The sequence below is a fragment of the Candidatus Pantoea gossypiicola genome, assembly GCF_008632075.1.
Classification (GTDB): Bacteria; Pseudomonadota; Gammaproteobacteria; order Enterobacterales; family Enterobacteriaceae; genus Pantoea; species Pantoea gossypiicola.
This window is the reverse complement of record NZ_VWVM01000006.1, coordinates 87,824-113,105: the sequence shown is the minus strand read 5'-3', so window position 1 is coordinate 113,105 and position 25,282 is coordinate 87,824. Positions and strand designations below refer to the sequence as shown.

The window sequence follows — 25,282 nt, the reverse complement described above, 5'->3', positions numbered from 1 at the left end:
TAGGCTGCGCTTATTTACCGGAGAAATAACATGCTCGATCCCGACATTGCTTATCAGGCGCTGACCTCTCGTGATACCCGCTTTGACGGCGTTTTCTTTGTGGGCGTGACGTCAACCGGTATCTATTGCCGTCCGGTCTGTCCGGTCAAAGCCCCCATGCAGAAGAACTGTCTTTTCTTCAGCAGCGCCGAGGCGGCCGAAAAAGCGCGCTTTCGTCCCTGCCTGCGCTGTCGGCCAGAACTGGCCCCCGGCAATGCGCCCGTTGATCAGCCGCATCGCGTGGCAGAGCGGCTGATTCAGCGCATCGAGGAAGGCATGCTGGAGGAGCGCGAAGGTCTGGAAGCGATTGCAGCTGAATTCGGCCTTAGCCTGCGTCAGCTGCGCCGTATCGTGCAGCATGAACTCGGCGTCTCGCCGCTGGAGCTGAAGCAGACACGGCGTATGCTGCTGGCAAAACAGCTGCTGACAGAAACACAGCTGCCGGTTACAGAAGTCGCCTACGCCAGCGGTTTCAGCAGCCTGCGTCGCTTTAATGATGTGTTCCAGGCGCGCTACCGCATGACGCCGAGCGCGCTGCGTCGGGATGACACCGGCACTAAGCGTGCGCAGCCAGGCGACCGCGTGACGCTGCGGCTGGCCTATCGTCCTCCCTATGACTGGGGGGCGATGCTCTGGTTTTTGCAGACGCACCTGATGAAGGAGGTCGAAGCAGTGGAAGATGGCAGCTGGCGACGCACCGTGGCGCTGGGTCGCTGCCGGGGCTGGGTCAGCGTTTCCCATCTGCCGCAGAAGAACGCATTGCAGGTGACGCTCTCAACGTCCCTGACGCCGGTGCTGCCTCTGCTGCTGCGCCGTCTGCGTGACCTGTTCGATCTCGACGCGCAGCCGCAGCGTATCGCCGCCTGCCTGGCCCAGGATCCGCTGCTGGCACCCAGCCTGATCGCACATCCGGGTCTGCGCGTGCCTGGCGCGTTTGACGCTTTCGAGCTGGGCGTGCGTGCCATTATCGGTCAGCAGGTAACGGTCAAAGCGGCCACCACGGTCAGCAGCCGTTTTGCCGCCGCCTTCGGCGAACCTTGCGAGACGCCTTTTGCCGATCTCACCCGTTACACCGCGCTTCCTGAACGTATCGCCGGACTGACGGTGGACGATGTTGCACCGATGGGCATTGTCAGCGCCGCGCGTTCCCGCGCCATCATCGCTTTTGCCGGCGCCTGCGCCAGCGGCGACCTGCGCCTCAGCGCCGCTCAGCAGCCTGACGAGGTGATAAAAAAGCTGATCAGCCTGCCGGGCATTGGTCCCTGGACTGCGCACTATATCGCGATGCGCGCCCTGCGCTGGCCAGATGCCTTTCCCAAGGAAGATATCGCCATCCGTAATAACCTGGGCGGGATGTCATCGAAAGAAGCGGAAGCGCGTTCGCAATCCTGGCGTCCCTGGCGCAGCTATGCGGTGATGCATATCTGGGAGAGCCTGGCAGTGGCGAAGGTGAAGAAAAAGGCGTGAGGATGAGTACAGGGCAACTCTCCCCGCAAAGCATAAGCAACAGCAAAACGAGCAGTTAATACGCTCAGAAGAAGAAAGCGTCCTGCGCAATTATCGCCAGCAGCGCTTTTAGATGGCTGAGAAAGCTAAATCAGCTTTAATCCTCCAGCAACAATTAAGCCCGATGCGCAGGGAACACGGTAAGAGGAGGAAAGCGTCCCGCGCCAGGACGGCGCGGGCCGAGCAGGTCATGGATGACGGCTTTTGCGTCTTTCCGATCTGACCGTGTTCTCTGCGCAGGCTGGATCTCTCAGCGAACTCAGCCAGACTTTGCCCACTACCTCAAACGCCAGTAACTTTATACATTTAACGTGAGCCAGATACCGCAGAAACGAAAAAAGCGCCCAAAGGGCGCTTCTTTCTTAATTGGTGGGTCATGCAGGATTGCCTGGCGATTCAGTCGAACCTGCTGCAGGTTCTCACCCTGCACGGTGAATACCGTGCCCTGAAAACGAAAAAAGCGCCTTAAAGGCGCTTCTTTCTTAATTGGTGGGTCGTGCAGGATTCGAACCTGCGACCAATTGATTAAAAGTCAACTGCTCTACCAACTGAGCTAACGACCCGCTGAGGGCTTACAACCGTTCAGCGCGACAGGCGGCTGAGATAAGATGGTGGGTCGTGCAGGATTCGAACCTGCGACCAATTGATTAAAAGTCAACTGCTCTACCAACTGAGCTAACGACCCATCTTAGGTTGTGAAGCAATGCTGAAGTCTTCTTCTTAAAACAGCGCGTTAAAAGCGCGTCTGAAGGAGATGGTGGGTCGTGCAGGATTCGAACCTGCGACCAATTGATTAAAAGTCAACTGCTCTACCAACTGAGCTAACGACCCATCTTCAGGCTTGCCAGACACTTTGCAATGTGCCCCGGCAACGGCGGCATATATTACTGATTTAGCGGGGTAGCGCAACTCTTATTTCTGCTAAATGCTTCAGTTGCTTACCTTTCATACGGCAAGACCAGAAATCACACGATATCTGGTCTGAACCGGACAAATTACAGGCTTGCCAGACGTTTCTGCGCCTGTTTAGCAGAGTCGGTGTCTGGATAAAGTTTGATCACCTGCTGGAAGACCGCTTTGGCTTTCGCCGTGTCTTTTTTCTCCTGCATGATGACACCCACTTTCAGCAACGCTTCTGCAGCTTTCGGCGACTTCGGATAATTCTTCACCACCGTGGCGTAATAATACGCCGCGTCGTCCTTTTTGCCTTTGTTGTAGTTCAGCTGACCCAGCCAGTAATTCGCATTCGGCTGATAGGTCGAATCCGGGTAACGTTTTACCCACGCCTGAAGCGCGCTGATCGCCTGGTCATACTGTTTCTTCTCCAGAATCAGCGCCACAGCCGCATTGTAATCGCTGTTAGCATCGCCGGTCTGCGCGGGTGCGCTCTCCGTGGATGCTGCTGCGCCTGCGGTGGCTGCTGCGCCGGTATCTGCTGCGGCATCGCTGCCTGCTGCCTGTTGCCCGCCGCTGCTGGCGCTGCTCAGGCTGTCAATCTGCTGGTAAAGCTGCTTCTGCCGCTCAACCACCTGATTCAACTGATACGAGTTTTGCTGGATTTGCCCACGCAGCGCGTCGATATCACGCTGGTTATCGCTCATCTGCTGCTGCAGTTGCTGCATCAGTTGTGCCTGGGCATTAGAGATTCGTTCAAGAGTGGTGACACGGTCTTCGACCGAGCCGGAGCCAACGCTACTGATTGACGCTTGGGCATTAGCGGCCCAGGGGGCCGCTACGCCAATCAGTAACGACAGACTCAACAGATGACGTCTGAAGTTACTAACCATGTGATTCTCTTAGTAGACCAGTACGGCACGACGGTTTTTAGAATACGCTGCTTCGTCATGACCCAGAACGGCTGGCTTCTCTTTACCGTAAGAAACGATAGACATCTGATCAGCCGACACGCCTTTACCCTGCAGGTACATTTTAACGGCATTAGCACGACGTTCGCCCAGGGCGATGTTGTATTCCGGCGTACCGCGCTCATCCGCGTGACCTTCGATGGTCACTTTGTATGATGGGTTGCTGCGCAGGAAAGTCGCGTGCTGATCCAGCATCTGTGCGTAATCAGACTGAACGTCATACTTGTCCAGGCCGAAGTACACGATGTTGTTCTGCTGCAGCTGCTGCATCTGCAGACGCGCCTGCTCGTCAGAAGACATGTTGCCGCCGTTACCGTTCATGCCAGAGTTTGCACCGTAAGCGCCATCAGCGCCCATGCCAGTCTGGTCATTGTTGTTGTTTTTGTGTGAGCTACAAGCCGCTACTGCCAGAACCGGCAGAGCCAGCATCAAACCCTTCAGCACTTTGTTCAGTTGCATTTCAAAAATCCCATTATTGTTTATTGTTTGCGATGTCTGAACGGTCAGACATTACAGATACGGCGACCAGGCAGGAAATTTGACCTGTCCATCAGTTGCCGGAAGACGCGCTTTGAAACGACCGTCGGTTGAAACCAACTGCAGCACGGAACCCATCCCCTGAGTAGAGCTATAGATTACCATTGTGCCGTTTGGTGCCAGGCTCGGCGTTTCATCCAGGAACGTGTCCGTTAACGTTTGAACGGCTCCCGTTTCCAGATCCTGTTTGGCGACGTGCTGTGAACCACCGCTGGTGCTAATCATCACCATGGATTTGCCATCGGTTGCGACATCCGAATCCTGGTTCTGACCACCTTCCCAGGTAATACGTTGTGGCGCGCCGCCATTAATTCCTACTTTATAAATCTGAGGTGCACCCGCCTGATCCGAGGTGTAAGCCAGAGTCTGGCTGTCCGGGAACCAGGTCGGTTCAGTACTATTATAACGACCATCCGTCACCTGACGCGTCTGACCTGAGGCCAGATCCATCACATAAATGTTCAGGCTGCCCGTTTTAGAGAGCGCGAAAGCGAGTTTAGAGCCATCTGGCGAAAACGCTGGTGCACCGTTGTGGCGTGGATAAGAGGCAACCTGACGGATAGCACCGTTAGACAGCGTCTGAATCACCAGCGCAGATTTACCGCTTTCAAAGGTTACGTAGGCCACTTTGCTGCCATCCGGAGACCAGGCTGGCGACATCAGTGGCTGTGGTGAACGGTGTACCACGAACTGATTGTAACCATCGTAGTCAGCGACGCGCAGCTCATACGGGAACTGACCGCCATTGGTCTGCACGACATAGGCGATGCGGGTACGGAAAGCGCCTTTAATGCCGGTCAGCTTCTGGAACGTTTCATCACTGGCCGTGTGGGCGGCATAACGCAGCCACTGTTTAGTCACTTTATACGAGTTCTGTGCCAGTACGGTACCTGGCGCAGCGCCGGTATCCACCAGCTGATAAGAAACCTGATAGCTGCCATCCGGGTTAGAGGCAACCTGTCCGACGACAACGGCATCAATGCCGAGCGCGCTCCAGGCGGCAGGCTGAACTTCCTGCGCACTGGCAGGCTGCTGTGGCAGACGCGAGCGATCCAGTGGATTAAATTTGCCACTGTTGCGCAGGTCAGCCGCTACGATGCCGCCGACATCTTCTGGCGCGGCACCTGCACCCGCCCATTTAAACGGCACCACGCCAATCGGGCGCGCGGTGTTGACACCCTGGGTGATCTCAATTCGAACTTCTGCATGCAGCATGGCTGCCCACAGCAGGATAAAAAAGCCTAACGTAACGCGAAGAGCTTGCTTCATTTTATCTCCCTTATCTGAACCTCAGTCCACGATAATTGGCACTGTTCCTGGAAACCACGAGTACAACTTAAGTACGGCAAGCTAAACATAGAACAACTTGCCGCCCGTTACTGCATTATTGCGGTTTAAAACGCATTGGGGCGTTTTTAAACACTTCGTAGACCGCCTGCGAAGGCGGCTTCGGAATACGTGCCTGTTTAGCGGCAGCAATCGCAGCCTGACAGAGCGCGGGATCGCCACCCTCTGACTTAACATCAATTAACAAGCCATCCGGCGCAAGTTTAATCCGCAAATCACAGGTTTTTCCGCGATACAGATCGGCATCGTAGAATCTGCTCTGAATCGCACTGACGACCTGTCCCATATAGGAGTTGATTTCCGCGCCTGTTGCGCCCGCTTTCTTCTGGTTTCCCTGCCCTGCTGCTGCGCCAGAGGTGCCGCTTTTCGGTGCATTTTTGCCGGAAGCGAGTCCACCCAGTAAATCATCGACATCGCTGTCGTTGGCGGCATCAGCGGCGGCTTTCGCTTTCGCATCTGCTTTGGCCTTAGCAGCAGCATCCGCTTTTGCTTTGGCTGCCGCATCGGCTTTGGCTTTTGCCGCGGCATCCGCTTTTGCTTTAGCAGCGGCTTCTGCTTTCTCTTTCGCCGCTTCTGCAGCTTTCTCTTTCGCTGCCTCGGCTGCTTTTTCTTTGGCTTCAGCCGCTTTCGCTTTTGCCTCCGCCGCCGCTTTCGCTTTGGCTTCTGCCGCCGCTTTCGCATCTGCTTCAGACTTTGCCTTCGCTTCCGCTACAGCTTTCTCTTTTGCCGCAGCGGCCGCGGCGGCTTTCGCCTGCTGATCAGCCTGCTTTTTTGCGTCTGCTGCGGCCTGCTTCGCCTGCTCAGCCGCGGCTTTTGCCTGTGCATCCGCCTGGGCTTTTGCATCTGCTTTGGCTTTGGCTGCGGCCGCTTCCGCCGTTTTCTGTTGCTCCTGAGCTTGTTTCGCGGCCTCTTCGGCGGCTTTCTGCTGCTCAGCCTGCTGTTTGGCCTCTTCTTTCGCCGTTTCCTGCGCGGCCAGACGCTCTTTTTCCAGCGCTTTCAGACGCTGCTGTTCAGCGGCCTGTTTCTGTTGCAGCTCTTCAGCCTGCTGCTGCGCCTGCTTTTTACGCTGCTGCTCAGCCCGCTGACTGTCACTCTGCTGATTCTGCTGACGATTGTACTGGCTGACGACGGCACCGGGATCGACCATCACTGCATCAATATCACTGCCACCGCCACCCGCACTGCTGGGGTCAACATGCTCATTAAACGAGCTCCATACCAGCAGCGCGATCAGCACGATATGCAGAATCACCGAAATGATTATCGCGCGCTTTAACTTCTCGTTTTGCTCGGTTGCCTTCGACACACTCGGTTCCCAAAAAACGGTTCGATTTTAAATCGGCTGCGTCATCAAACCGACAGATTTAACACCCGCCTGATGCAGCAGGTTGAGCGCTTTAATAATTTCATCGTAAGGCACCTCTTTCGCGCCCCCGATCAAAAAGACCGTCTTAGGATTCGCTTCCAGTCGACGCTGCGCTTCGCTGATCACCTGCTCAGGCGGGAGTTGGTCCATACGGTCGTGATCCACGACCAGGCTGTACTGCCCTACGCCCGCCACTTCGACAATTACCGGCGGATTATCATCGCTGGAAACCGTTTTAGAGTCGGTCGCATCAGGCAGATCCACTTCCACGCTCTGGGTAATAATGGGTGCCGTCGCCATGAAGATCAGCAACAGCACCAGCAGGACGTCCAGTAGCGGAACGATGTTGATTTCCGACTTCAGGTCGCGGCTTTTGCGACCACGTACTCTGGCCATCATTAACCTCTATTTACTTAGCGCTATCGCTGGAGAAAGCCTGGCGATGCAGGATGGCAGTGAACTCTTCCATAAAGTTGTCGTAGCCCTGCTCCAGTTTGTTCACGCGCTGGTTCAGACGGTTGTAGGCCATGACCGCCGGAATCGCGGCAAACAGACCGATAGCGGTCGCAATCAGTGCTTCAGCAATACCCGGTGCCACCATCTGCAGTGTCGCCTGCTTCACCGCGCCCAGCGCGATAAAGGCGTGCATAATTCCCCAGACGGTACCAAACAGACCGATGTAAGGACTGATTGAGCCGACCGTTCCCAGGAATGGAATATGGTTTTCCAGTGCTTCCAGCTCGCGGTTCATTGAGATACGCATAGCACGACTCGCCCCGTCAATGACCGCTTCCGGCGCATGATTATTGGCGCGATGCAGGCGGGCAAACTCTTTGAAGCCGGAATAGAAAATCTGCTCCGAGCCGCCCAGTTCTTCCCGGCGCTCCTGGCTCTCCTGATACAGGCGCGAGAGTTCGATGCCAGACCAGAATTTGTCTTCAAACGCCTCCGCTTCTCTTCCCGCCGCATTCAGAATACGTGTGCGCTGAATAATGATGGCCCAGGAGGCAATAGAAAAGCCGATCAAAATCAACATGATAAGTTTGACCAGAAGGCTCGCCTTCAGGAACAAATCAAGAATGTTCATGTCAGTCACTGCTTGAACTCCGCGACAATAGACTTGGGAAGCGCAATCGGCTTCATCAGATGTGGGTTAATGCAGGCAATCAGGACTTCTGCCTCATTGAGCACTTTGCCTTCAGTATTCACGATACGCTGCGTGAACGTCATGGTCGCCCGGGTCATTGATGTGACCTCACTCTGGATCTCCAGAAGGTCATCAAGACGCGCCGCCGCAAGATAGTCCACCGATATGCGCCGTACCACAAAAGCGATCTGCTGTTCTAACAGCGTCTGCTGATTGAAATGGTGCTGTCGCAACATTTCGGTACGTGCTCGTTCATAAAAAGCGATATAGCTGGCGTGATAAACCACACCACCGGCATCAGTATCTTCGTAGTAGACCCGAACCGGCCAGCGAAACAGCGTTGTACTCACTCTACATCCCGGCCTCGTTTTAAACGTTGCTACTATACGCAAGAGAATTGGGGTTGGGAATGGGTCGCCAGAGCCAGGCGAAAATAATTATCGCTCCGTAACAAACGGAACGATTTCAGAGAGATTTATTGACCCGGCGCTGACAAATATTCACTGACAGCGCGGGTAAGGCGGGGGATTAAAGGTAATAACGGTAAAGCGCAATAAATAACACCAGCAGAGCCGGTAACGGCGTAAACAGCGCCTGCCATCGGGTTTTCCGTGGCCGGAAACCCACACCGTGGATCACTCCGCAGCAGACCGCCCAGATCAGCACCAGCCCCTGCAGAGCAGGAAGCTGACCCGCCTGATTGGCAAAACGGGTCGGATCCCACATCACGCCGCCCGCCGTCAGCAGCGCCAGCAGCATTGAAAGGGCCCGTAACGAGCCCTTATCCATCAGATCATAGAGCATCCGAACTGGCGTGCGCATCAGTGCGTCTCATCCTGCGCTTCAACGTGTTCAATCGCCAGCGCGGTCACGATACCAAAGGCACAGGCCAGCAACGTGCCGAGAATCCAGGCAAAATACCACATGCGACATCTCCTTTATTAATAGAGTGAGTGACTGTTGCTTTCAATCTGCTCTTTGGTAATACGGCCAAACATCTTCCAGTAGCACCAGGTGGTGTAAATCAGAATGATTGGGACAAAGATAGCGGCGGCCACGGTCATGGTTTGCAGCGTCAGCAGACTGGACGTGGCGTCCCACATTGTCAGGCTGGTCCCCGGCACGGTGCTGGATGGCATGATGAACGGAAACATCGCAATACCCGCGGTCATGATGACGCAGGCCAGCGTCAGTGAGGAGAACAGGAACGCCCATGCGCCCTTCTCAACCCGCGAGCAGAGTACGGTTAGCAGCGGCAGCACCGAACCAAGCAGCGGGAACAGCCACAGTACAGGATGGTTCTGGAAGTTGATCATCCAGGCACCCGCTTCCCGCACGACAGTTTTTCCCAGTGGGTTCGAGGCGGCGAAGTGATCCATTGTGCTGGTCACCACATAGCCATCGATACCATATTTCACCCAGACACCCGCCAGGATGAAGCAAACCATCATCACCAGCGCGGCAAGTTGTGCAGCGGTACGCGAACGCAGATGCAGTTCGCCAGTAGTGCGCATCTGCAGGTAGGTTGCGCCCTGGGCCAGAATCATCGCCACACTGACCACACCCGCCAGCAGGCCAAACGGATTCAGCAGTTGGAAGAAGTTGCCGGTGTAGAACAGACGCAGATACTCATCGGCATGGAACGGCACACCCTGTAACAGGTTGCCAAAGGCCACGCCAATCACCAGCGGCGGCACGAAGCTGCCAATGAAAATGCCCCAGTCCCAGGCACCACGCCAGCGGTTATCTTCAATCTTCGAGCGGTAATCGAAACCGACCGGACGGAAGAACAGCGACGCGAGCACCAGAATCATCGCCACGTAAAAGCCGGAGAAGGCCGCCGCGTAAACCATCGGCCAGGCAGCAAATAGCGCGCCACCCGCGGTGATCAGCCAGACCTGGTTACCGTCCCAGTGCGGGGCGATACTGTTAATCATGATGCGACGTTCAGTATCGGTGCGGCCCAGAATGCGCGTCAGCATCCCGACGCCCATATCAAAACCATCTGCGACAGCAAAGCCAATCAGCAGCACGCCGATCAGTAGCCACCAGACAAAGCGCAGAACTTCATAATCAAACATGGTCGCTCTCCTTATCCCTGAACCGGCTGAGTGGTTGCCGTAATCTGCTCATGATGATAACGCCCGGTTTTCAGGCTGCTCGGCCCAAGGCGGGCGAATTTGAACATCAGGTACATCTCTGCCACCAGGAACAGCGTGTAGAGTCCGCAGATCAGGATCATCGAGAACAGCAGATCGCCAACAGTCAGCGAGGAGTTGGCCACCGCGGTTGGCAGGATTTCACCAATAGCCCAGGGCTGACGACCATACTCGGCTACGAACCAGCCTGACTCGACGGCAATCCAGGGTAAGGGAATACCAAACAGTGCCGCTTTAAGTAACCAGCGATTTTTGCCCACGCGATTGCGTATTACGCTCCAGAAGGAGAGTGTGATAATGCCCAGCAGCAGTACGCCACACAGCACCATAATACGGAACGCGAAATAGAGCGGCGCTACGCGCGGGATAGAGTCCTGCGTTGCCTGTTTAATCTGCGCTTCGGTCGCATCCGCCACGTTGTCGGTATAGCGCTTCAGCAGCAGACCATAACCGAGATCCTGCTTGTGGCTGTTGAACGCGTCACGCACTGCGGGATCCTGACTGCCGCTGCGCAGCTCATTCAGCAGGGTGTAGGCTTTCATGCCATTACGGATACGCACTTCATGCTGAGCCATCAGATCTTTCAGGCCGGTGACCGGCTTATCGATGGATCGGGTCGCGATCAGGCCCAGCAGCCACGGGATCTGCACGGCATATCGGTTCTCCTGCGTTGCCTGATCGGGCAGGCCAAACAGCGTAAATGAGGCGGGTGCTGGCTGGGTTTCCCACTCTGCTTCAATAGCGGCCAGCTTGGTTTTCTGCACGTCGCCCATTTCGTAGCCTGACTCATCGCCCAGCAGAATCACGGAGAGCACTGCCGCCATACCAAAGCTGGCCGCGATAGCGAACGAGCGTTTAGCAAAAGCAAGGTCACGCCCTTTCAGCATGTACCACGCGCTGATACCCAGAATGAACATCGCGCCGGTGGTGTAACCGGCCGCAACGGTGTGAACAAATTTCACCTGCGCCACCGGGTTCAGTACCAGCTCTGAGAAGCTGACCATTTCCATGCGCATGGTTTCGAAGTTGAATTCAGAGGCGATGGGGTTCTGCATCCAGCCGTTAGCGACCAGAATCCACAGCGCAGACATGTTCGAACCCAGCGCCACCAGCCAGGTCACCGCCATGTGCTGCACTTTACCCAGCCGATCCCAGCCAAAAAAGAACAGGCCGACAAAGGTCGATTCAAGGAAGAACGCCATCAGACCTTCAATGGCGAGCGGCGCGCCGAAGATATCGCCGACGTAGTGAGAGTAATATGACCAGTTTGTCCCGAACTGAAATTCCATGGTCAGGCCGGTGGCGACACCCAGCGCAAAGTTAATACCAAATAACTTGCCCCAGAACTTCGTCATATCTTTATAAATTTGTTTACCGCTCAGGACATAAACCGTTTCCATGATCGCCAGCAAAAACGCCATACCCAGCGTTAAAGGGACGAACAGAAAATGGTACATCGCCGTTAAGGCAAACTGTAACCGCGATAGCTCGACGATATCTAACATAAGGACTCCTTGCTCCTCGCTTTGTCTCCGTCACGCGCGCGATCAGAATCGAACGTAATCAGAGTCAGGAACGACTGTTTATTGATTCCAGTTTTTTTATTACCCGCAGAACAGATCTGTGAGCTGCCCGAACAGGCGAGTCGCGAATGAAGCAGCTCTGAAAATTTTCAATCCGCGCTTTCATTAACGCGTGCTTTAACAGGAGGAAAGCGGGTGTCATCCCAGGTTGAGCAGACGTTTGAAAATTTGTGTAAAAGGCTGGATTGATGCAGCGCAATTTACGCTCTTAGCGTTGCGCTTTGCCAGCGATATAGTTGGATATAAATCGTGATTAATTGATCTGGATTAACGCAATAAGTTTCCAGATAAAGTCAGGTGGGTTTCTTGTTAAGAGGATGTCATTAATGAAATAAGGTGCGGAAAAATAGTTTACCTTTGCTACTTTTTATTAACGAAACTAATACCAGAATGGTTATCTGACTTTGCCCTCTTCTCTTTAATTGTCTGAGTTATGTCTGTGCGTTACCGACATAAAAAAAGCCACCCGAAGGTGGCTTAGTCTCAGATGACGCCGACTTATTTGGCCGGTAATACGGCTTTAACCGCGTCACCGATGTCAGCCAGGCTGCGTACGGTCTTCACACCTGCCGCTTCCAGCGCAGCAAATTTCTCATCTGCTGTACCTTTACCACCGGCAATAATGGCACCCGCATGGCCCATGCGCTTGCCTTTCGGCGCAGTTACGCCAGCAATGTAGCCCACAACCGGCTTGGTCACGTGCTCTTTGATGAAGGCTGCGGCTTCTTCTTCTGCGCTACCACCGATTTCACCGATCATCACGATCGCTTCAGTCTGTGGATCATCCTGGAACATTTTCAGGATATCGATGAAGTTAGAGCCTGGAATCGGGTCACCACCGATGCCGACGCAGGTTGACTGACCATAGCCGATGTCAGTGGTCTGCTTAACCGCTTCATAGGTCAGGGTGCCTGAACGGGAAACGATACCGACGCGGCCGGGCTGGTGAATATGGCCCGGCATGATGCCGATCTTGCATTCGCCTGGTGTGATCACGCCCGGGCAGTTTGGACCGATCATCCGCACGCCCGCTTCATCCAGCTTCACTTTCACGGTCAGCATATCCAGCGTCGGGATACCTTCAGTGATGGTGATGATCAGTTTGATACCTGCTTCAATCGCTTCCAGGATGCCATCTTTACAGAAAGGTGCCGGAACGTAGATCACGGTGGCGGTTGCGCCAGTCGCTTCTACCGCTTCGCGTACGGTGTTGAACACCGGCAGGCCGAGATGCGTCGTGCCGCCTTTGCCTGGCGTCACACCGCCAACCAGCTGAGTGCCGTAAGCCAGCGCCTGCTCAGAATGAAAAGTCCCCTGGCCACCGGTGAAACCCTGGCAAATGACTTTCGTATTTTTGTCGATCAGAATGGACATTATTTACCCTCCGCGGCAGCAACAACACGCTGTGCGGCGTCTGTCAGGCTGGTTGCTGCAATGATGTTCAGACCGCTGTCCGCCAGTTTCTGGGCGCCCAGCTCGGCGTTGTTACCTTCCAGACGTACCACTACTGGCACGTTGACACCCACTTCAGCTACTGCGCCGATGATGCCGTCGGCAATCAGGTCACAGCGTACGATACCGCCGAAGATGTTAACGAAGACGGCTTTAACCGCATCGTCAGACAGGATGATTTTGAAGGCTTCTGTCACGCGCTCTTTCGTTGCGCCGCCGCCGACATCAAGGAAGTTGGCTGGCTGACCGCCATGGTGCTTAACGATGTCCATGGTGCCCATCGCCAGACCTGCGCCGTTAACCATACAGCCGATGTTGCCTTCCAGCGCAACATAATTCAGTTCCCACTGTGTTGCGTGCGCTTCACGGGGATCTTCCTGGCTTGGATCGCGCATTTCGCGCAGCTCTGGCTGGCGGAACAGGGCATTGCCATCGGCACCCAGTTTGCCGTCGAGGCAGATCAGATCGCCCTGTTTGGTGATAACCAGCGGGTTGATCTCAACCATCGCCAGATCGCGCTCCAGGAACAGCGTTGCCAGACCCATAAAGATCTTGGTGAACTGGCCAACCAGCTTACCGGTCAGGCCCAGTTTGAACGCCAGCTCGCGGCCCTGATAAGGCTGCGGACCAGTCAGTGGATCCAGTGCCATTTTATGGATCAGGTGCGGGGTCTCTTCCGCCACTTTTTCGATTTCCACGCCGCCTTCGGTTGAGGCCATGAAAATCACGCGACGCGTTGCGCGATCGACCACTGCGCCCAGGTAGAGCTCCTGATCGATGTCGGTTGCCGCTTCAACCAGAATCTGGTTTACCGGCTGGCCATTTGCGTCTGTCTGATAGGTCACCAGACGTTTGCCCAGCCAGTTTTCAGCAAAAGCACGGATATCTTCTTTGCTGTTAACCACTTTCACACCGCCCGCTTTACCGCGGCCACCGGCATGAACCTGACATTTAACTACCCACGGGCCTGCGCCAATTTTAGAGGCTGCTTCTTCCGCTTCACGTGGTGTAGTACAGGCGTAACCCGTTGGTGCCGGCATGCCATACCGTGCAAACAGTTGTTTCGCCTGGTATTCGTGTAAGTTCATGATGTTCTATCCATTCAGGTCTGAAAAGAGTAATGAGGTTGGGCGCACGCGAAGGTGCGCCCGGTGAAAATCAGACATCCAGCAGCAGACGTGCTGGATCTTCCAGCATCTCTTTCACTGCAACCAGATAACCCACAGATTCACGGCCATCGATCAGGCGGTGGTCGTAGGAGAGCGCCAGATACATCATTGGCAGCACCACAACCTGACCATTGACTGCCATCGGGCGATCTTTGATAGCGTGCATGCCCAGGATGGCGCTCTGCGGTGGGTTAATGATCGGGGTGGACATCAGGGAACCAAAGACGCCGCCATTGGTAATGGTGAAGTTACCGCCGGTCAGATCCTCAACTGTCAGCTTGCCGTCACGGCCTTTCACTGCCAGCTCTTTGATTTTCTTCTCGATGTCCGCCATGCTCAGCGCATCGACGTCACGCAGCACTGGCGTCACCAGACCGCGCGGCGTGGAGACCGCAATGCTGACGTCGAAGTAGTTGTGGTAAACCACATCTTCGCCATCGATAGAGGCGTTCACTTCCGGATAGCGTTTCAGCGCTTCAACGACCGCTTTCAGGTAGAAGGACATGAAGCCCAGACGCACACCGTGACGCTTCTCAAAAGCCTCACCATACTGCTTGCGCAGATCCATGATGGGCTTCATGTTGATTTCGTTGAAGGTGGTCAGCATCGCGGTGCTGTTTTTCGCTTCCAGCAGACGCTCAGCAACACGCTTACGCAGACGGGTCATCGGCACGCGTTTTTCGCTGCGATTCGCGATCGGCTGCGGCGCGGCAGCGGCTTCAGCGGCCGGTGCGGCAGCTTTGGTATCCTGCGGCTTGCTGGCAAGATGTTTTTCAACATCTTCACGGGTCAGACGTCCGCCCACACCGCTGCCTTTGATCTGCGAGGCATCCAGGTTGTGCTCAGCAATCAGACGGCGGATAGCCGGGCTGAGCGCATCGTTGCTCTCTTCTTCCAGCGACGCGGTCTGACGCTGAGCCGGAGTCGACTCTTTGCTTTCAGACTTCGCGCTGGTCTCTTTACCGGCGCTGTTGCCCTCTTTCAGGCGGCCCAGGATCTGGCGTGAAGTGACGGTGGCGCCCTCTTCTTCCAGTACGGCTTCCAGGATACCGTCAGCCGCCGCAGGCACTTCCAGCACCACTTTGTCGGTTTCGATTTCAACCAGCACTTCATCGCGAGTGACGGCATCGCCTGGTTTTTTGTGCCAGGTTGCCACTGAGGCATCGGCAACCGATTCAGGCAGGTCGGGAACGAGAATATCTACGCTACTCATTATCTTTCCTTTTAATTAATTAACGTTCAGCGCGTCATTAACCAGGTCTTGCTGCTGTTGTTGGTGTACGGACATGTAACCCACGGCCGGTGAGGCGGATGCCGGGCGGCCTGCATAACGTAAGGTCGCGCCGAACGGCACAACTTCACGGAAGTGATGCTGGCTGCAATACCAGGCGCCCTGATTCAGCGGCTCTTCCTGACACCAGACAAAATCCTGCACGTGAGAATACGCTTTTAATGCTTCCTGTACCGCCTGATGCGGGAAAGGATAGAGCTGCTCGATGCGCACGATGGCCACATCGGTCTGCTCGTTTTTACGACGCTGCTCCAGCAGGTCGTAATAGACTTTACCGGAACAGAGCACGACGCGTTTCACGCCCTGCGGATCGAGATTGTCAATTTCACCAATCGCCGGCTGGAAACTGCCGTTTGCCAGTTCATCCAGCGTCGAGATCGCCAGCGGATGACGCAGCAGTGATTTCGGTGACATCACAATCAGCGGACGACGCATACCGCGCAGCGCCTGACGACGCAGCATGTGGTAAACCTGCGCCGGGGTTGAAGGCACGCAGACCTGCATGTTCTGCTCAGCGCAGAGTTGCAGATAACGCTCCAGACGCGCAGAGGAGTGCTCCGGCCCCTGACCTTCATAGCCGTGCGGCAGCAGCATCACCAGACCACACATGCGGCCCCATTTCTGCTCACCGGAGCTGATGAACTGATCGATAACCACCTGTGCGCCGTTGGCGAAGTCACCAAACTGCGCTTCCCAGATGGTCAGGATGCGCGGTTCAGCCGTCGCGTAGCCATATTCAAAGGCCAGCACCGCCTCTTCGGACAGCACGGAGTCCCAGACCTTGAACTGGCCCTGACCACTGTGCACATGGTGCAGCGGGGTGTAGGTGGAGCCGTTCGCCTGGTTATGAATGACAGCGTGACGGTGGAAGAAGGTGCCGCGACCAGTATCTTCACCTGAGAGACGCACCGGAATGCCTTCATCGACCAGTGTGGCGTAGGCCAGGTTCTCTGCCCCGCCCCAGTCGAAGGCTTTTTCACCTTCGGCCATCAGGCGACGATCGTTGTAGATCTTGGCAACACGCGACTGTACCTCGACTTCTTCAGGCACCTGGCTGATACGCAGCGCCAGTTCCTTCAGACGTTTCATGTCGACCTGAGCCGGGTAAGGCTCATCCCACTCATGGTTCAGGTAAGGTGACCACGTAAAGGAGTGCAGACTCATCGGACGCCATTCCGGCACCACGCATTCGCCCGCATCCAGCGCATCACGGTAAAGATTGACCATTTCGGTCGCATCTTCCTGCGTGGCAACGGCTTCACCTTCCAGACGGTCGGCGTAGATTTTACGCGGCGTCGGGTGTTTTTTGATTTTCTGGTACATCAGCGGCTGGGTCGCGCTTGGCTCATCCGCCTCGTTGTGACCATGACGGCGATAGCAGACCAGATCGATAAACACATCGCGTTTGAAGGTGTTGCGATAGTCGAGCGCCAGACGGGTTACAAAGGCGACCGCTTCCGGGTCATCAGCGTTGACGTGGAAAATCGGTGCCAGCACCATTTTGCCGATGTCGGTGCAGTAAGGGGTTGAACGCGCATCTTTCGGGTTGGAGGTGGTGAAACCAACCTGGTTATTGATGACGATGCGAACCGTACCGCCCACTTCATAACCGCGTGCCTGTGACATATTCAGGGTTTCCTGAACCACGCCCTGGCCAATCACCGCCGCGTCACCATGGATGGTGATCGGTAAGACTTTATTGCTGGCAGGCTCGTCCAGACGATCCAGACGGGCACGCACTGAACCCATGACGACCGGGCTGACGATCTCCAGGTGTGACGGGTTAAACGCCAGCGCCAGGTGAACCAGGCCACCTTCGGTTTCCACGTCAGAAGAGAAGCCCATGTGGTACTTCACGTCACCGGTACCCAGATGCTCTTTATGCTTACCGGCGAACTCGTCGAACAGATCCTGCGGCTTTTTACCCAGCACGTTGATCAGTACGTTGAGACGACCACGGTGCGCCATACCCAGCACGACTTCACGGGTACCGCTCTTGCCGGCGTGACGGATCATTTCGCGCAGCATGGGCACCAGCGCATCGCCGCCTTCCAGCGAGAAGCGTTTGGCACCCGGGAATTTCGCCCCGAGATATTTTTCCAGCCCTTCTGCCGCGGTCAGCTCTTTCAGGAAACCTTTCTTCTCTTCGTTGCTGAACGCTGCACGGCCCGCTACAGACTCAAGACGCTGCTGGATCCAGCGCTTCTCATCGGTGTTGTTGATGTGCATATATTCTGCACCGATTGAGCCACAGTACGTCTGCGTCAGCGCGTCGAAGAGGTCGGCCAGCTTCATGGTCTCTTTACCGATGGCAAAAGAGCCTACGTTAAAGCTTTCCTGAAAATCAGCCTCGGTCAGGTCATGAAAAGCGGGATCAAGATCGGCGACCCGATCCTGTTTCCACAGGCCAAGCGGATCGAGATTGGCGTGCTGATGACCGCGAAAACGAAACGCGTTGATCAGCTGCAGCACTTTCACTTGCTTGGAGTTGGTTTCCGGATCGGAGACAGATGAGGTGTAACGAGATGCGTCTTTCGCCAGGCGACGGAAGTATTCACGTGTGGTGGAGTGAAACTGCTCAGGTTTCATTCCGGTGCCCGGTAACTGTTGGAACATCGAGCGCCACACTGCATCGACAGAGTCAGGATCGGTCAGGAAATCCTCATAGAGCTGCTCTATGTAAGACTGATTCGCGCCGGCCAGCCAGGAAGAGTCCAGCCAGGGCTTCATCGCGCTGTTCTGCATTGTGATCCCTTAAGCATTGCTATGCTTTTTTGAGGTTTCATTTGTTGCCGCTTTCGCGGTTTGCCGTAGTGAGTTCAGCGATACGAGCACTTTGCGCAGCGCGCGTGGCCCGTAAGGGAACCTTTGTAAACGTGGTCATCACCGCGCTTACAGAGGCTTCCGTTAAAACACCGGGAACCTGAGGTTCCCGGCAGAAACTGCTTATGCGCCGCGCTGTAGCAGCATCGACTTGATATGGCCGATGGCGCGCGTCGGGTTCAGCCCTTTCGGACAGACGCTCACACAGTTCATGATGCTATGGCAGCGGAATACGCTGAAAGCGTCATTCAGATTGTCGAGACGCGCATCCGTTTCGGTGTCGCGGCTGTCAATCAGGAAACGGTATGCCGCCAGCAGGCCGGCAGGACCGATGAACTTCTCAGGATTCCACCAGAATGATGGGCATGAGGTTGAGCAGCAGGCACAGAGAATACATTCGTACAGGCCATCCAGGTGCTCGCGCTCATCCGGTGACTGCAGATGCTCACGTGCTGGCGGATTTTCCCCATTATTCAACAGGAAAGGCTTAATTTTCTCATACTGCGCATAAAACTGGCTCATGTCTACGACCAGGTCACGCACAACGGGTAAACCTGGCAATGGACGGATAACGATTTTCTGTTTGCCGTTGCCCAGTGCCGAGACCGGCGTAATGCAGGCCAGTCCGTTTTTACCATTCATATTGAGGCCATCAGAGCCACAGACGCCTTCACGACACGAGCGACGAAACGCCAGCGTCGGATCTTTCTCTTTCAGGCGAATCAGCGCATCCAGCAGCATCATGTCGCGACCATCTTCCGACTCCAGGGTGTAATCCTGCATGCGCGGCTTGTCATCGACGTCCGGATTGTAGCGATAAATTGAAAACTCGAGTCTCATGATCGTCTCCGAAATTAGTAGGTACGCACTTTCGGCGGGAACGCCGCGCGCAGTTTCGGCTGCATGTTCACCTCACGGCGCGTCATGCTTTCGGTTTCCGGGACATAGAGACTGTGGCACAGCCAGTTTTCATCATCACGATCCGGGAAGTCGAAGCGACTGTGTGCACCGCGGCTCTCGGTGCGATAGTTAGCCGCTACCGCCGTGGCAAAAGCCGTCTCCATCAGGTTATCCAGCTCCAGACACTCAATGCGCTGGGTGTTGAAATCCGGTGAGCGGTCATCCAGACGCGCTGATTTCAGACGCTGGCGAATGTCTTTCAGCTCTTCCAGACCCTGCGCCATGGCGTCGCCTTCGCGGAATACAGAGAAATTGTTCTGCATGCAGCGTTGCAGCGCTTTACGAATCTCAACCGGATCTTCACCAGTGGTGTTGTTTTCCCAGCGGTTGAAGCGCGCCATCGCAACGGCGATTTCATCTTCCGTGGCGTCACGCAGTTCGCCCTGCTCCTGAATACTCTCCAGCAGATGCAGACCCGCTGCGCGGCCAAAGACCACCAAATCGAGCAGTGAGTTACCGCCCAGACGGTTGGCACCGTGTACCGATACGCAGGCAATTTCGCCGACAGCGAACAGACCAGGAATCACCACATCTTCACCCTGCTCATTCACACGCAGTGCCTGGCCGGTCACTTTGGTCGGAATACCGCCCATCATGTAGTGGCAGGTCGGAATAACCGGGATAGGTTCTTTGATTGGATCAGCATGAGCAAAGGTGCGTGACAGCTCGAGGATGCCAGGCAGACGTGACTCAAGCACCTCTTTACCCAGGTGATCGAGTTTCAGTTTGATGTGCGGGCCCCATGGACCGTCACAGCCGCGACCTTCACGGATTTCAATCATCATTGAGCGCGCAACGACGTCGCGGCCCGCCAGATCTTTAGCGTTTGGCGCATAACGCTCCATGAAGCGTTCGCCATGTTTGTTCAGCAGATAGCCGCCTTCACCACGGCAGCCCTCGGTGACCAGCACGCCCGCACCGGCAATACCGGTTGGGTGGAACTGCCACATCTCCATATCCTGCACCGGCACGCCCGCACGCAGTGCCATACCCACGCCGTCGCCAGTGTTGATGTGTGCATTGGTGGTGGACTGATAGATACGGCCCGCGCCGCCGGTGGCCAGAATGGTCGCTTTTGCTTTGAAATAGACGGTTTCGCCGGTTTCGATGCAGATAGCGGTACAACCCACCACTGCGCCATCGGCGTTTTTCACCAGATCCAGTGCATACCACTCAGAGAAGATGGTGGTTTTGTTTTTCAGGTTCTGCTGATAAAGGGTATGCAACAGGGCGTGGCCGGTACGGTCTGCTGCCGCTGCAGTTCGCGCCGCCTGCTCGCCGCCGAAGTTCTTCGACTGACCACCAAACGGACGCTGATAGACACGACCATCTTCCAGACGCGAGAATGGCAGACCCATGTGTTCCAGTTCCAGAATCGCTTCCGGGCCGGTTTTACACATATATTCAATCGCGTCCTGGTCACCGATATAGTCGGAACCTTTGACGGTGTCGTACATATGCCATTCCCAGTTATCTTCGTGGGTATTACCCAGCGCAACGGTGATACCGCCCTGCGCAGATACCGTGTGGGAACGGGTCGGGAAAACTTTGGATAACAGGGCACAGCTCTGGCCGCCCTGGGAGATTTGCAGTGCGGCCCGCATTCCTGCGCCACCTGCGCCGATCACCACGGCATCAAATTCTCTGATTGGCAAACTCATTTACACACCCCACACCACAACAAAGCCATAAATCGCATACCACAACAGCGCCACGACAATCACAAACTGCAGCAACAAGCGCGTTGACAGTGATTTAACGTAGTCTGTTAACACCTGCCACATCCCGATCCAGCCGTGAATCAGAATGGAGAACAGCGTCAGCAGCGTGAACACTTTGGTGAAGGCGGAGGCGAAGAAGCCACGCCACAGGTCATAAGTCAGCGTGTCTGTCATCACCACGAAACCGAGGATGTAGACGATGTAGAGCGTAATGAGAATTGCAGTTGCGCGCAGCAGCAGCCAGTCCTGAATGCCGTTGCGACCCAATGCGGATGCATTGCTTACCATACGAGGACTCCCGCCAGAATTGCCAGCACGACAGTGATCACAAAAGTCATATAAGCAGAACGCTTACCCACCTGCAGCGTTTCAGCCAGATAACCAAAATCCATCAACATATGACGAATCCCGCTCACCGCGTGATAGGCCAGCGCCGTTAAGATGCCCCACATGATGAACTTCGCGAAGAAGCCATCCATAATGGACGCAGCGTGCTGGAAACCTTCAGGAGAGGAGAGAGAGAGACCGAGTAGCCACAGCAGGATGCCAATGGCAACCAGGGTGATTACGCCGGAGACGCGGTGAAGAATGGATGATATTGCAGTAACGGGAAACCAGATCGTCGAGAGATCCAAGTTGACAGGTCTTTGTTTTTTCACGGTTTTGCCCACACAGCTCTTTTTTATTTTGCTTCCTCCGGACCTGAGGCGGAGTCTAATCACGACGCGTGGCAGACTTTAACCGTCACCAAACAAGCAACATCCAGTGTTAATTGACGCGGTAGTAAACGCTGGGTGGCTCCTGGTGTCAGGGTGTTCCGGAGACCTGCCTGGAGTATAGGAGGATCACATTCTGATTACAATTCCCCTACAAACTCTTTGGTATATTTTAGGTGGAACAGTGATCACACTCACGATTTTCACAATTGATACAATTTTAATTATCTGATTTGACAATAGTTCAACAATTCAGTTACAAACTAAGCCTGTAAATTCCTATGATGCACAAAAGTTATGGGGATACACTTTCCCCTAAGCGCAAGTTATGTAACATTGCGAATATGAGCTTTAAAAAGCATCAGGTTATTGGTTACCAAGAAGTTATGTCCTGACCGGATCTTTAACAACCGCGATATGCAGCATGTCCATGGCTCACCGGTTCCCGCTGGGAACGCGCCGCTCACTCTGTACCCTGCACCCGCTATATACCCGCAGAGTGATACTGTGTAGTTTTGCCAACCGCAACATGAACGCGTTTCAGGTGTCTAAAGATCCTTACCTACATAAGGCGCTATGGAGACGAAAATGACAGATAAAAAAGTAACGCTAACCCTGCAAGATGGAACATCTGTTGAACTGGACGTGCTGAAAGGTACGCTGGGCCAGGATGTGGTTGATGTCCGCGCTCTGGGTTCAAGTGGACTGTTCACCTTCGATCCCGGTTTTACGTCTACAGCGTCCTGCGAATCTGCCATCACTTTTATTGATGGTGACGAAGGTATTCTGCTGCACCGTGGTTTCCCGATTTCTCAGCTGGCGACCCATTCTAACTATCTGGAAGTCTGCTATATCCTGCTGAACGGCGAAGCGCCGGACCAGAAACAGTTTGATGAGTTCCGTACCACCGTTACCCGTCACACTATGATTCATGAGCAGATTACCCGCCTGTTCCACGGCTTCCGTCGTGACTCGCATCCAATGGCGGTAATGTGCGGCGTAACCGGCGCACTGGCTGCGTTTTACCACGATTCACTGGATGTAAACATTGAGCGCCACCGCGAAATCGCAGCATTCCGTCTGCTCTCTAAAATGCCGACCATGGCAGCGATGTGTTACAAATATTCTATTGGCCAGCCGTTTGTTTATCCGCGTAATGACCTCTCTTACGCCGGTAACTTCCTGCACATGATGTTCGCCACGCCGTGTGAAGAGTACAAAGTGAACCCGGTACTGGAACGCGCGATGGACCGCATCCTGATTCTGCATGCTGACCATGAGCAGAACGCTTCAACCTCTACCGTACGAACCGCCGGTTCAAGCGGCGCGAACCCGTTTGCCTGTATCGCCGCCGGGATCGCCTCCCTGTGGGGACCGGCGCACGGCGGTGCCAACGAAGCGACTCTGCGTATGCTGGAAGAGATCAGCACCGTTGAGCACATCCCGGAATTTGTTAAACGCGCTAAAGACAAGAATGATTCCTTCCGTCTGATGGGCTTTGGTCATCGCGTTTACAAGAACTACGATCCACGCGCGACAGTGATGCGTGATACCTGCCATGAAGTGCTGAATGAGCTGGGTATGAAAGATGACCTGCTGGAAGTGGCGATGGAGCTGGAACACATTGCGCTGAACGACCCGTACTTCATCGAGCGTAAACTCTATCCGAACGTGGACTTCTACTCCGGTATCATTCTGAAAGCGATGGGGATTCCTTCCTCAATGTTTACGGTGATCTTTGCGATGGCCCGTACCGTTGGCTGGATTGCCCACTGGAAAGAGATGCACGACGAAGGCATGAAGATTGCCCGTCCACGTCAGCTCTACACCGGTTATACCGAGCGCGAATTCAGCTCACAGCTGAAAAAGTAAGATTCGGTCGATAGCGGAGAGAAATCTCCGCTTGATGTGGTTATGACGCTGGGGCGCTTCGCTGGGATACTGCGCCTGCGCATGAAACACGGTCAGATCGGAAAGTCGCTTAAACCATCCCTGGCCGCTCGTCCCGCGCCATCCCTGGCGCGGGACGCTTTCCTCTTCTGACCGTGTTCCCCGCGCGTTAAGCTTCTTCGTAGCGGTTGGAATCACCCGGTTCGAAGTTTTTAGCCGTCTGATGTAAAAACATTTTTCGCTATAAACTTCATGCCCTTTCTATCTCTGACAACCCGGACACCAGTAAAAAGGCCGTGATGATAGCGTGCCCTTCTCAATCACTGTGCCACAGCGCCGGCATTTTTTGCCCTGCCGATGAAACACCTCAAACTGAAACGCTGCTTCCTCATGATATTTCTTCATGGTTCCACGCATCCGATAGGCATGACGTGGTACTGAAAGCAGTGCCTCGCTGAAAGCAGTCAGCTGATCGTCACTGAGATCCTGCGCCCGATGATTGGGCAGCAGCTGTGCCAGCCAGAGGATTTCAGCGCGCAGGTAGTTGCCCAGCCCGGCCAGAAATGCCTGATCCAGCAGCAGACCACTGAATTGCCGCCGCCGGAATCGGGGTGACAGCAGCCGCTCGTTCACCTCTTCCACGTTAAGCTGGCTGTTCAGCACATCCGGTCCGATGCGGGTCAGAAACGGATGCGCCGCCAGCGTATCTGCGTTGAGCAGTTCAATATCTGAGGCACTATAAAGCAGTATCGCTTTGCCCGCCGTCGCCAGCCGCACCCGCAACTGGCGTGTGGTATTCAGTTCGGTATCGGGTTTCACGATGCGCCAGACGCCATAAAGCTGGTTATGACTGTAGAGCGTCAGGCCATTGCTGAAATGCGTCAGCAGCGCTTTGCCTCGCGTCTCAATCGCCTGCACCTGCTCGCCAATCAGTGAGGGTTCGTAAGTCTTGAGCTGAGGAAACGCGAACCACGCCTCCGTTAACGGCTGACCCACAATGGCGGCTTCAAGCTTATCCGCCACGCGGCGAATTTCCGGTCCTTCAGGCATCGTTCTTCCTCTTAATGGGTGGCGCCGCCAGCCTGTTTAATATCTTCATCGGTCTCCAGCGTCACTTTTACGGCAATCTCCAGCGCCTGAATAATGGTCGCGGCCGCCATGCTCGGCGCACCAGGATGCTGCGCCGCCTGCTCAGGCAGATAAGGAATATGAATAAAGCCACCGCGCGCCGGACGCTCCTGCTGCGCCAGCCAGTGCAGCAGGCCATACATCACCCGGTTACAGGTGAAGGTGCCCGCCGTCTGCGAAACCGATGCGGGAATGCCTGCTTCACGCACTGCCGCCACAATCATTTTGATGGGCAGACGGGAAAAATAGGCTGCCGGGCCGCCAGCCACAATCGGTTCATCCACCGGCTGATGACCGGCGTTGTCCGGGATGCGGGCGTCATCGACATTGATACCGATACGTTCAACGGTAATGTCGCTGCGGCCGCCCGCCTGCCCTACCGACAGCACCGCATCCGGTTTGAGCTCTTCCAGCGCCTGGTTCAGCACGTTGAGCACCTCACTGAACACCACCGGCAGCTGGCGTATGACTATCGTCGCCCCGCCAATCTGTTTGCCTTCCAGCGCGCGCACCGCTTCCCAGGAGGGGTTAATCGTTTCACCGCCAAAGGGTTCAAAGGCGGTCATCAGGACAGTTTTCATGC

The 25,282-nt window shown here is 55.1% G+C and carries 23 protein-coding genes and 3 tRNA genes; 2 read left to right on the top strand and 24 right to left on the bottom strand.

Going from position 1 to position 25,282, the window contains the following annotated elements:
* The first annotated feature begins 30 nt into the window (after window positions 1-30).
* Window positions 31-1,506: an AlkA N-terminal domain-containing protein gene (locus tag F3I20_RS09785; RefSeq protein ID WP_150012261.1), complete on the top strand. Its 1,476-nt coding sequence runs from the start codon at window positions 31-33 to the stop codon at window positions 1,504-1,506.
* Window positions 1,507-2,032: 526 nt separating this feature from the next.
* On the opposite strand, the gene F3I20_RS09780 is transcribed toward F3I20_RS09785, so the two are convergent.
* The 22 genes from F3I20_RS09780 to sdhC all read right to left on the bottom strand — a co-directional run bounded on the left by F3I20_RS09780 (window position 2,033) and on the right by sdhC (window position 21,636).
* A tRNA-Lys gene (locus F3I20_RS09780) sits at window positions 2,033-2,108 on the bottom strand.
* A 46-nt stretch (window positions 2,109-2,154) separates the two neighbouring features.
* Window positions 2,155-2,230, bottom strand: a tRNA-Lys gene (locus tag F3I20_RS09775).
* A 70-nt stretch (window positions 2,231-2,300) separates the two neighbouring features.
* Window positions 2,301-2,376 (bottom strand) — tRNA-Lys (locus tag F3I20_RS09770).
* 164 nt (window positions 2,377-2,540) lie between these two features.
* Window positions 2,541-3,332, bottom strand: a complete 792-nt coding sequence (gene cpoB, locus F3I20_RS09765; protein WP_150012263.1) for a cell division protein CpoB — start codon at window positions 3,330-3,332, stop codon at window positions 2,541-2,543.
* Window positions 3,333-3,341: 9 nt separating this feature from the next.
* Window positions 3,342-3,869 (bottom strand): peptidoglycan-associated lipoprotein Pal, encoded by a 528-nt coding sequence (gene pal, locus F3I20_RS09760; RefSeq protein ID WP_003853135.1) that lies wholly within the window; start codon window positions 3,867-3,869, stop codon window positions 3,342-3,344.
* 51 nt (window positions 3,870-3,920) lie between these two features.
* Entirely contained in the window at window positions 3,921-5,216 is a 1,296-nt protein-coding gene (tolB, locus tag F3I20_RS09755) for a Tol-Pal system beta propeller repeat protein TolB (RefSeq protein ID WP_150012265.1), read from the bottom strand.
* Between the two features lie 115 nt (window positions 5,217-5,331).
* The gene (gene tolA, locus F3I20_RS09750; protein WP_150037215.1) at window positions 5,332-6,600 is read right to left on the bottom strand and encodes a cell envelope integrity protein TolA; all 1,269 of its coding nucleotides are present in this window, start codon (window positions 6,598-6,600) and stop codon (window positions 5,332-5,334) included.
* 27 nt (window positions 6,601-6,627) lie between these two features.
* On the bottom strand, window positions 6,628-7,056 hold the full coding sequence (gene tolR, locus F3I20_RS09745) for a colicin uptake protein TolR (RefSeq protein WP_013357153.1): 429 nt from the start codon (window positions 7,054-7,056) through the stop codon (window positions 6,628-6,630).
* Window positions 7,057-7,069: 13 nt separating this feature from the next.
* Window positions 7,070-7,756: a Tol-Pal system protein TolQ gene (gene tolQ / locus F3I20_RS09740; protein ID WP_003853142.1), complete on the bottom strand. Its 687-nt coding sequence runs from the start codon at window positions 7,754-7,756 to the stop codon at window positions 7,070-7,072.
* Entirely contained in the window at window positions 7,753-8,157 is a 405-nt protein-coding gene (ybgC, locus tag F3I20_RS09735) for a tol-pal system-associated acyl-CoA thioesterase (protein WP_010260759.1), read from the bottom strand. Before ybgC ends, tolQ begins: the two co-directional genes overlap by 4 nt.
* Before the next feature lie 178 nt (window positions 8,158-8,335).
* On the bottom strand, window positions 8,336-8,629 hold the full coding sequence (gene ybgE / locus F3I20_RS09730; RefSeq protein ID WP_150037216.1) for a cyd operon protein YbgE: 294 nt from the start codon (window positions 8,627-8,629) through the stop codon (window positions 8,336-8,338).
* Window positions 8,629-8,733 carry a cytochrome bd-I oxidase subunit CydX gene (gene cydX, locus F3I20_RS09725; RefSeq protein ID WP_013357150.1) on the bottom strand — a complete coding sequence of 35 codons (105 nt, stop codon included), beginning with the start codon at window positions 8,731-8,733 and terminating at the stop codon, window positions 8,629-8,631. The genes ybgE and cydX overlap by 1 nt, the downstream gene beginning before the upstream one ends.
* A 15-nt stretch (window positions 8,734-8,748) precedes the next feature.
* On the bottom strand, window positions 8,749-9,888 hold the full coding sequence (cydB, locus tag F3I20_RS09720; protein WP_150037217.1) for a cytochrome d ubiquinol oxidase subunit II: 1,140 nt from the start codon (window positions 9,886-9,888) through the stop codon (window positions 8,749-8,751).
* A gap of 11 nt (window positions 9,889-9,899) precedes the next feature.
* Window positions 9,900-11,471 (bottom strand): cytochrome ubiquinol oxidase subunit I, encoded by a 1,572-nt coding sequence (cydA, locus tag F3I20_RS09715; RefSeq protein ID WP_061061929.1) that lies wholly within the window; start codon window positions 11,469-11,471, stop codon window positions 9,900-9,902.
* Window positions 11,472-12,047: 576 nt separating this feature from the next.
* On the bottom strand, window positions 12,048-12,923 hold the full coding sequence (gene sucD, locus F3I20_RS09710) for a succinate--CoA ligase subunit alpha (RefSeq protein WP_013357147.1): 876 nt from the start codon (window positions 12,921-12,923) through the stop codon (window positions 12,048-12,050).
* Window positions 12,923-14,089 (bottom strand): ADP-forming succinate--CoA ligase subunit beta, encoded by a 1,167-nt coding sequence (gene sucC / locus F3I20_RS09705; RefSeq protein WP_009091408.1) that lies wholly within the window; start codon window positions 14,087-14,089, stop codon window positions 12,923-12,925. The genes sucD and sucC overlap by 1 nt, the downstream gene beginning before the upstream one ends.
* A gap of 70 nt (window positions 14,090-14,159) precedes the next feature.
* On the bottom strand, window positions 14,160-15,383 hold the full coding sequence (odhB, locus tag F3I20_RS09700; RefSeq protein ID WP_009091410.1) for a 2-oxoglutarate dehydrogenase complex dihydrolipoyllysine-residue succinyltransferase: 1,224 nt from the start codon (window positions 15,381-15,383) through the stop codon (window positions 14,160-14,162).
* A 15-nt stretch (window positions 15,384-15,398) separates the two neighbouring features.
* Window positions 15,399-18,206 carry a 2-oxoglutarate dehydrogenase E1 component gene (gene sucA / locus F3I20_RS09695; protein WP_150037218.1) on the bottom strand — a complete coding sequence of 936 codons (2,808 nt, stop codon included), beginning with the start codon at window positions 18,204-18,206 and terminating at the stop codon, window positions 15,399-15,401.
* A 201-nt stretch (window positions 18,207-18,407) separates the two neighbouring features.
* A complete protein-coding gene (locus F3I20_RS09690) occupies window positions 18,408-19,124 on the bottom strand; it encodes a succinate dehydrogenase iron-sulfur subunit (protein WP_013357144.1) in 717 nt (238 codons plus the stop codon).
* Between the two features lie 14 nt (window positions 19,125-19,138).
* Window positions 19,139-20,905, bottom strand: coding sequence for a succinate dehydrogenase flavoprotein subunit (gene sdhA / locus F3I20_RS09685; RefSeq protein WP_150012277.1), 1,767 nt, complete (start codon window positions 20,903-20,905; stop codon window positions 19,139-19,141).
* A complete protein-coding gene (gene sdhD / locus F3I20_RS09680) occupies window positions 20,906-21,253 on the bottom strand; it encodes a succinate dehydrogenase membrane anchor subunit (protein ID WP_150037219.1) in 348 nt (115 codons plus the stop codon).
* The gene (gene sdhC / locus F3I20_RS09675; protein WP_150037220.1) at window positions 21,247-21,636 is read right to left on the bottom strand and encodes a succinate dehydrogenase cytochrome b556 subunit; all 390 of its coding nucleotides are present in this window, start codon (window positions 21,634-21,636) and stop codon (window positions 21,247-21,249) included. The genes sdhD and sdhC overlap by 7 nt, the downstream gene beginning before the upstream one ends.
* A 633-nt stretch (window positions 21,637-22,269) precedes the next feature.
* Here sdhC and F3I20_RS09670 point away from each other — a divergent pair.
* Window positions 22,270-23,553: a citrate synthase gene (locus F3I20_RS09670; protein ID WP_013357141.1), complete on the top strand. Its 1,284-nt coding sequence runs from the start codon at window positions 22,270-22,272 to the stop codon at window positions 23,551-23,553.
* A gap of 279 nt (window positions 23,554-23,832) precedes the next feature.
* Here F3I20_RS09670 and nei read toward each other — a convergent pair whose 3' ends face one another.
* Both nei and pcp read right to left on the bottom strand, forming a co-directional pair.
* Complete coding sequence (gene nei / locus F3I20_RS09665) at window positions 23,833-24,621, bottom strand: endonuclease VIII (protein ID WP_150037221.1); 789 nt, start codon at window positions 24,619-24,621, stop codon at window positions 23,833-23,835.
* A gap of 11 nt (window positions 24,622-24,632) precedes the next feature.
* Window positions 24,633-25,280 (bottom strand): pyroglutamyl-peptidase I, encoded by a 648-nt coding sequence (pcp, locus tag F3I20_RS09660; RefSeq protein ID WP_150037222.1) that lies wholly within the window; start codon window positions 25,278-25,280, stop codon window positions 24,633-24,635.
* Between the last annotated feature and the right edge of the window lie 2 nt (window positions 25,281-25,282).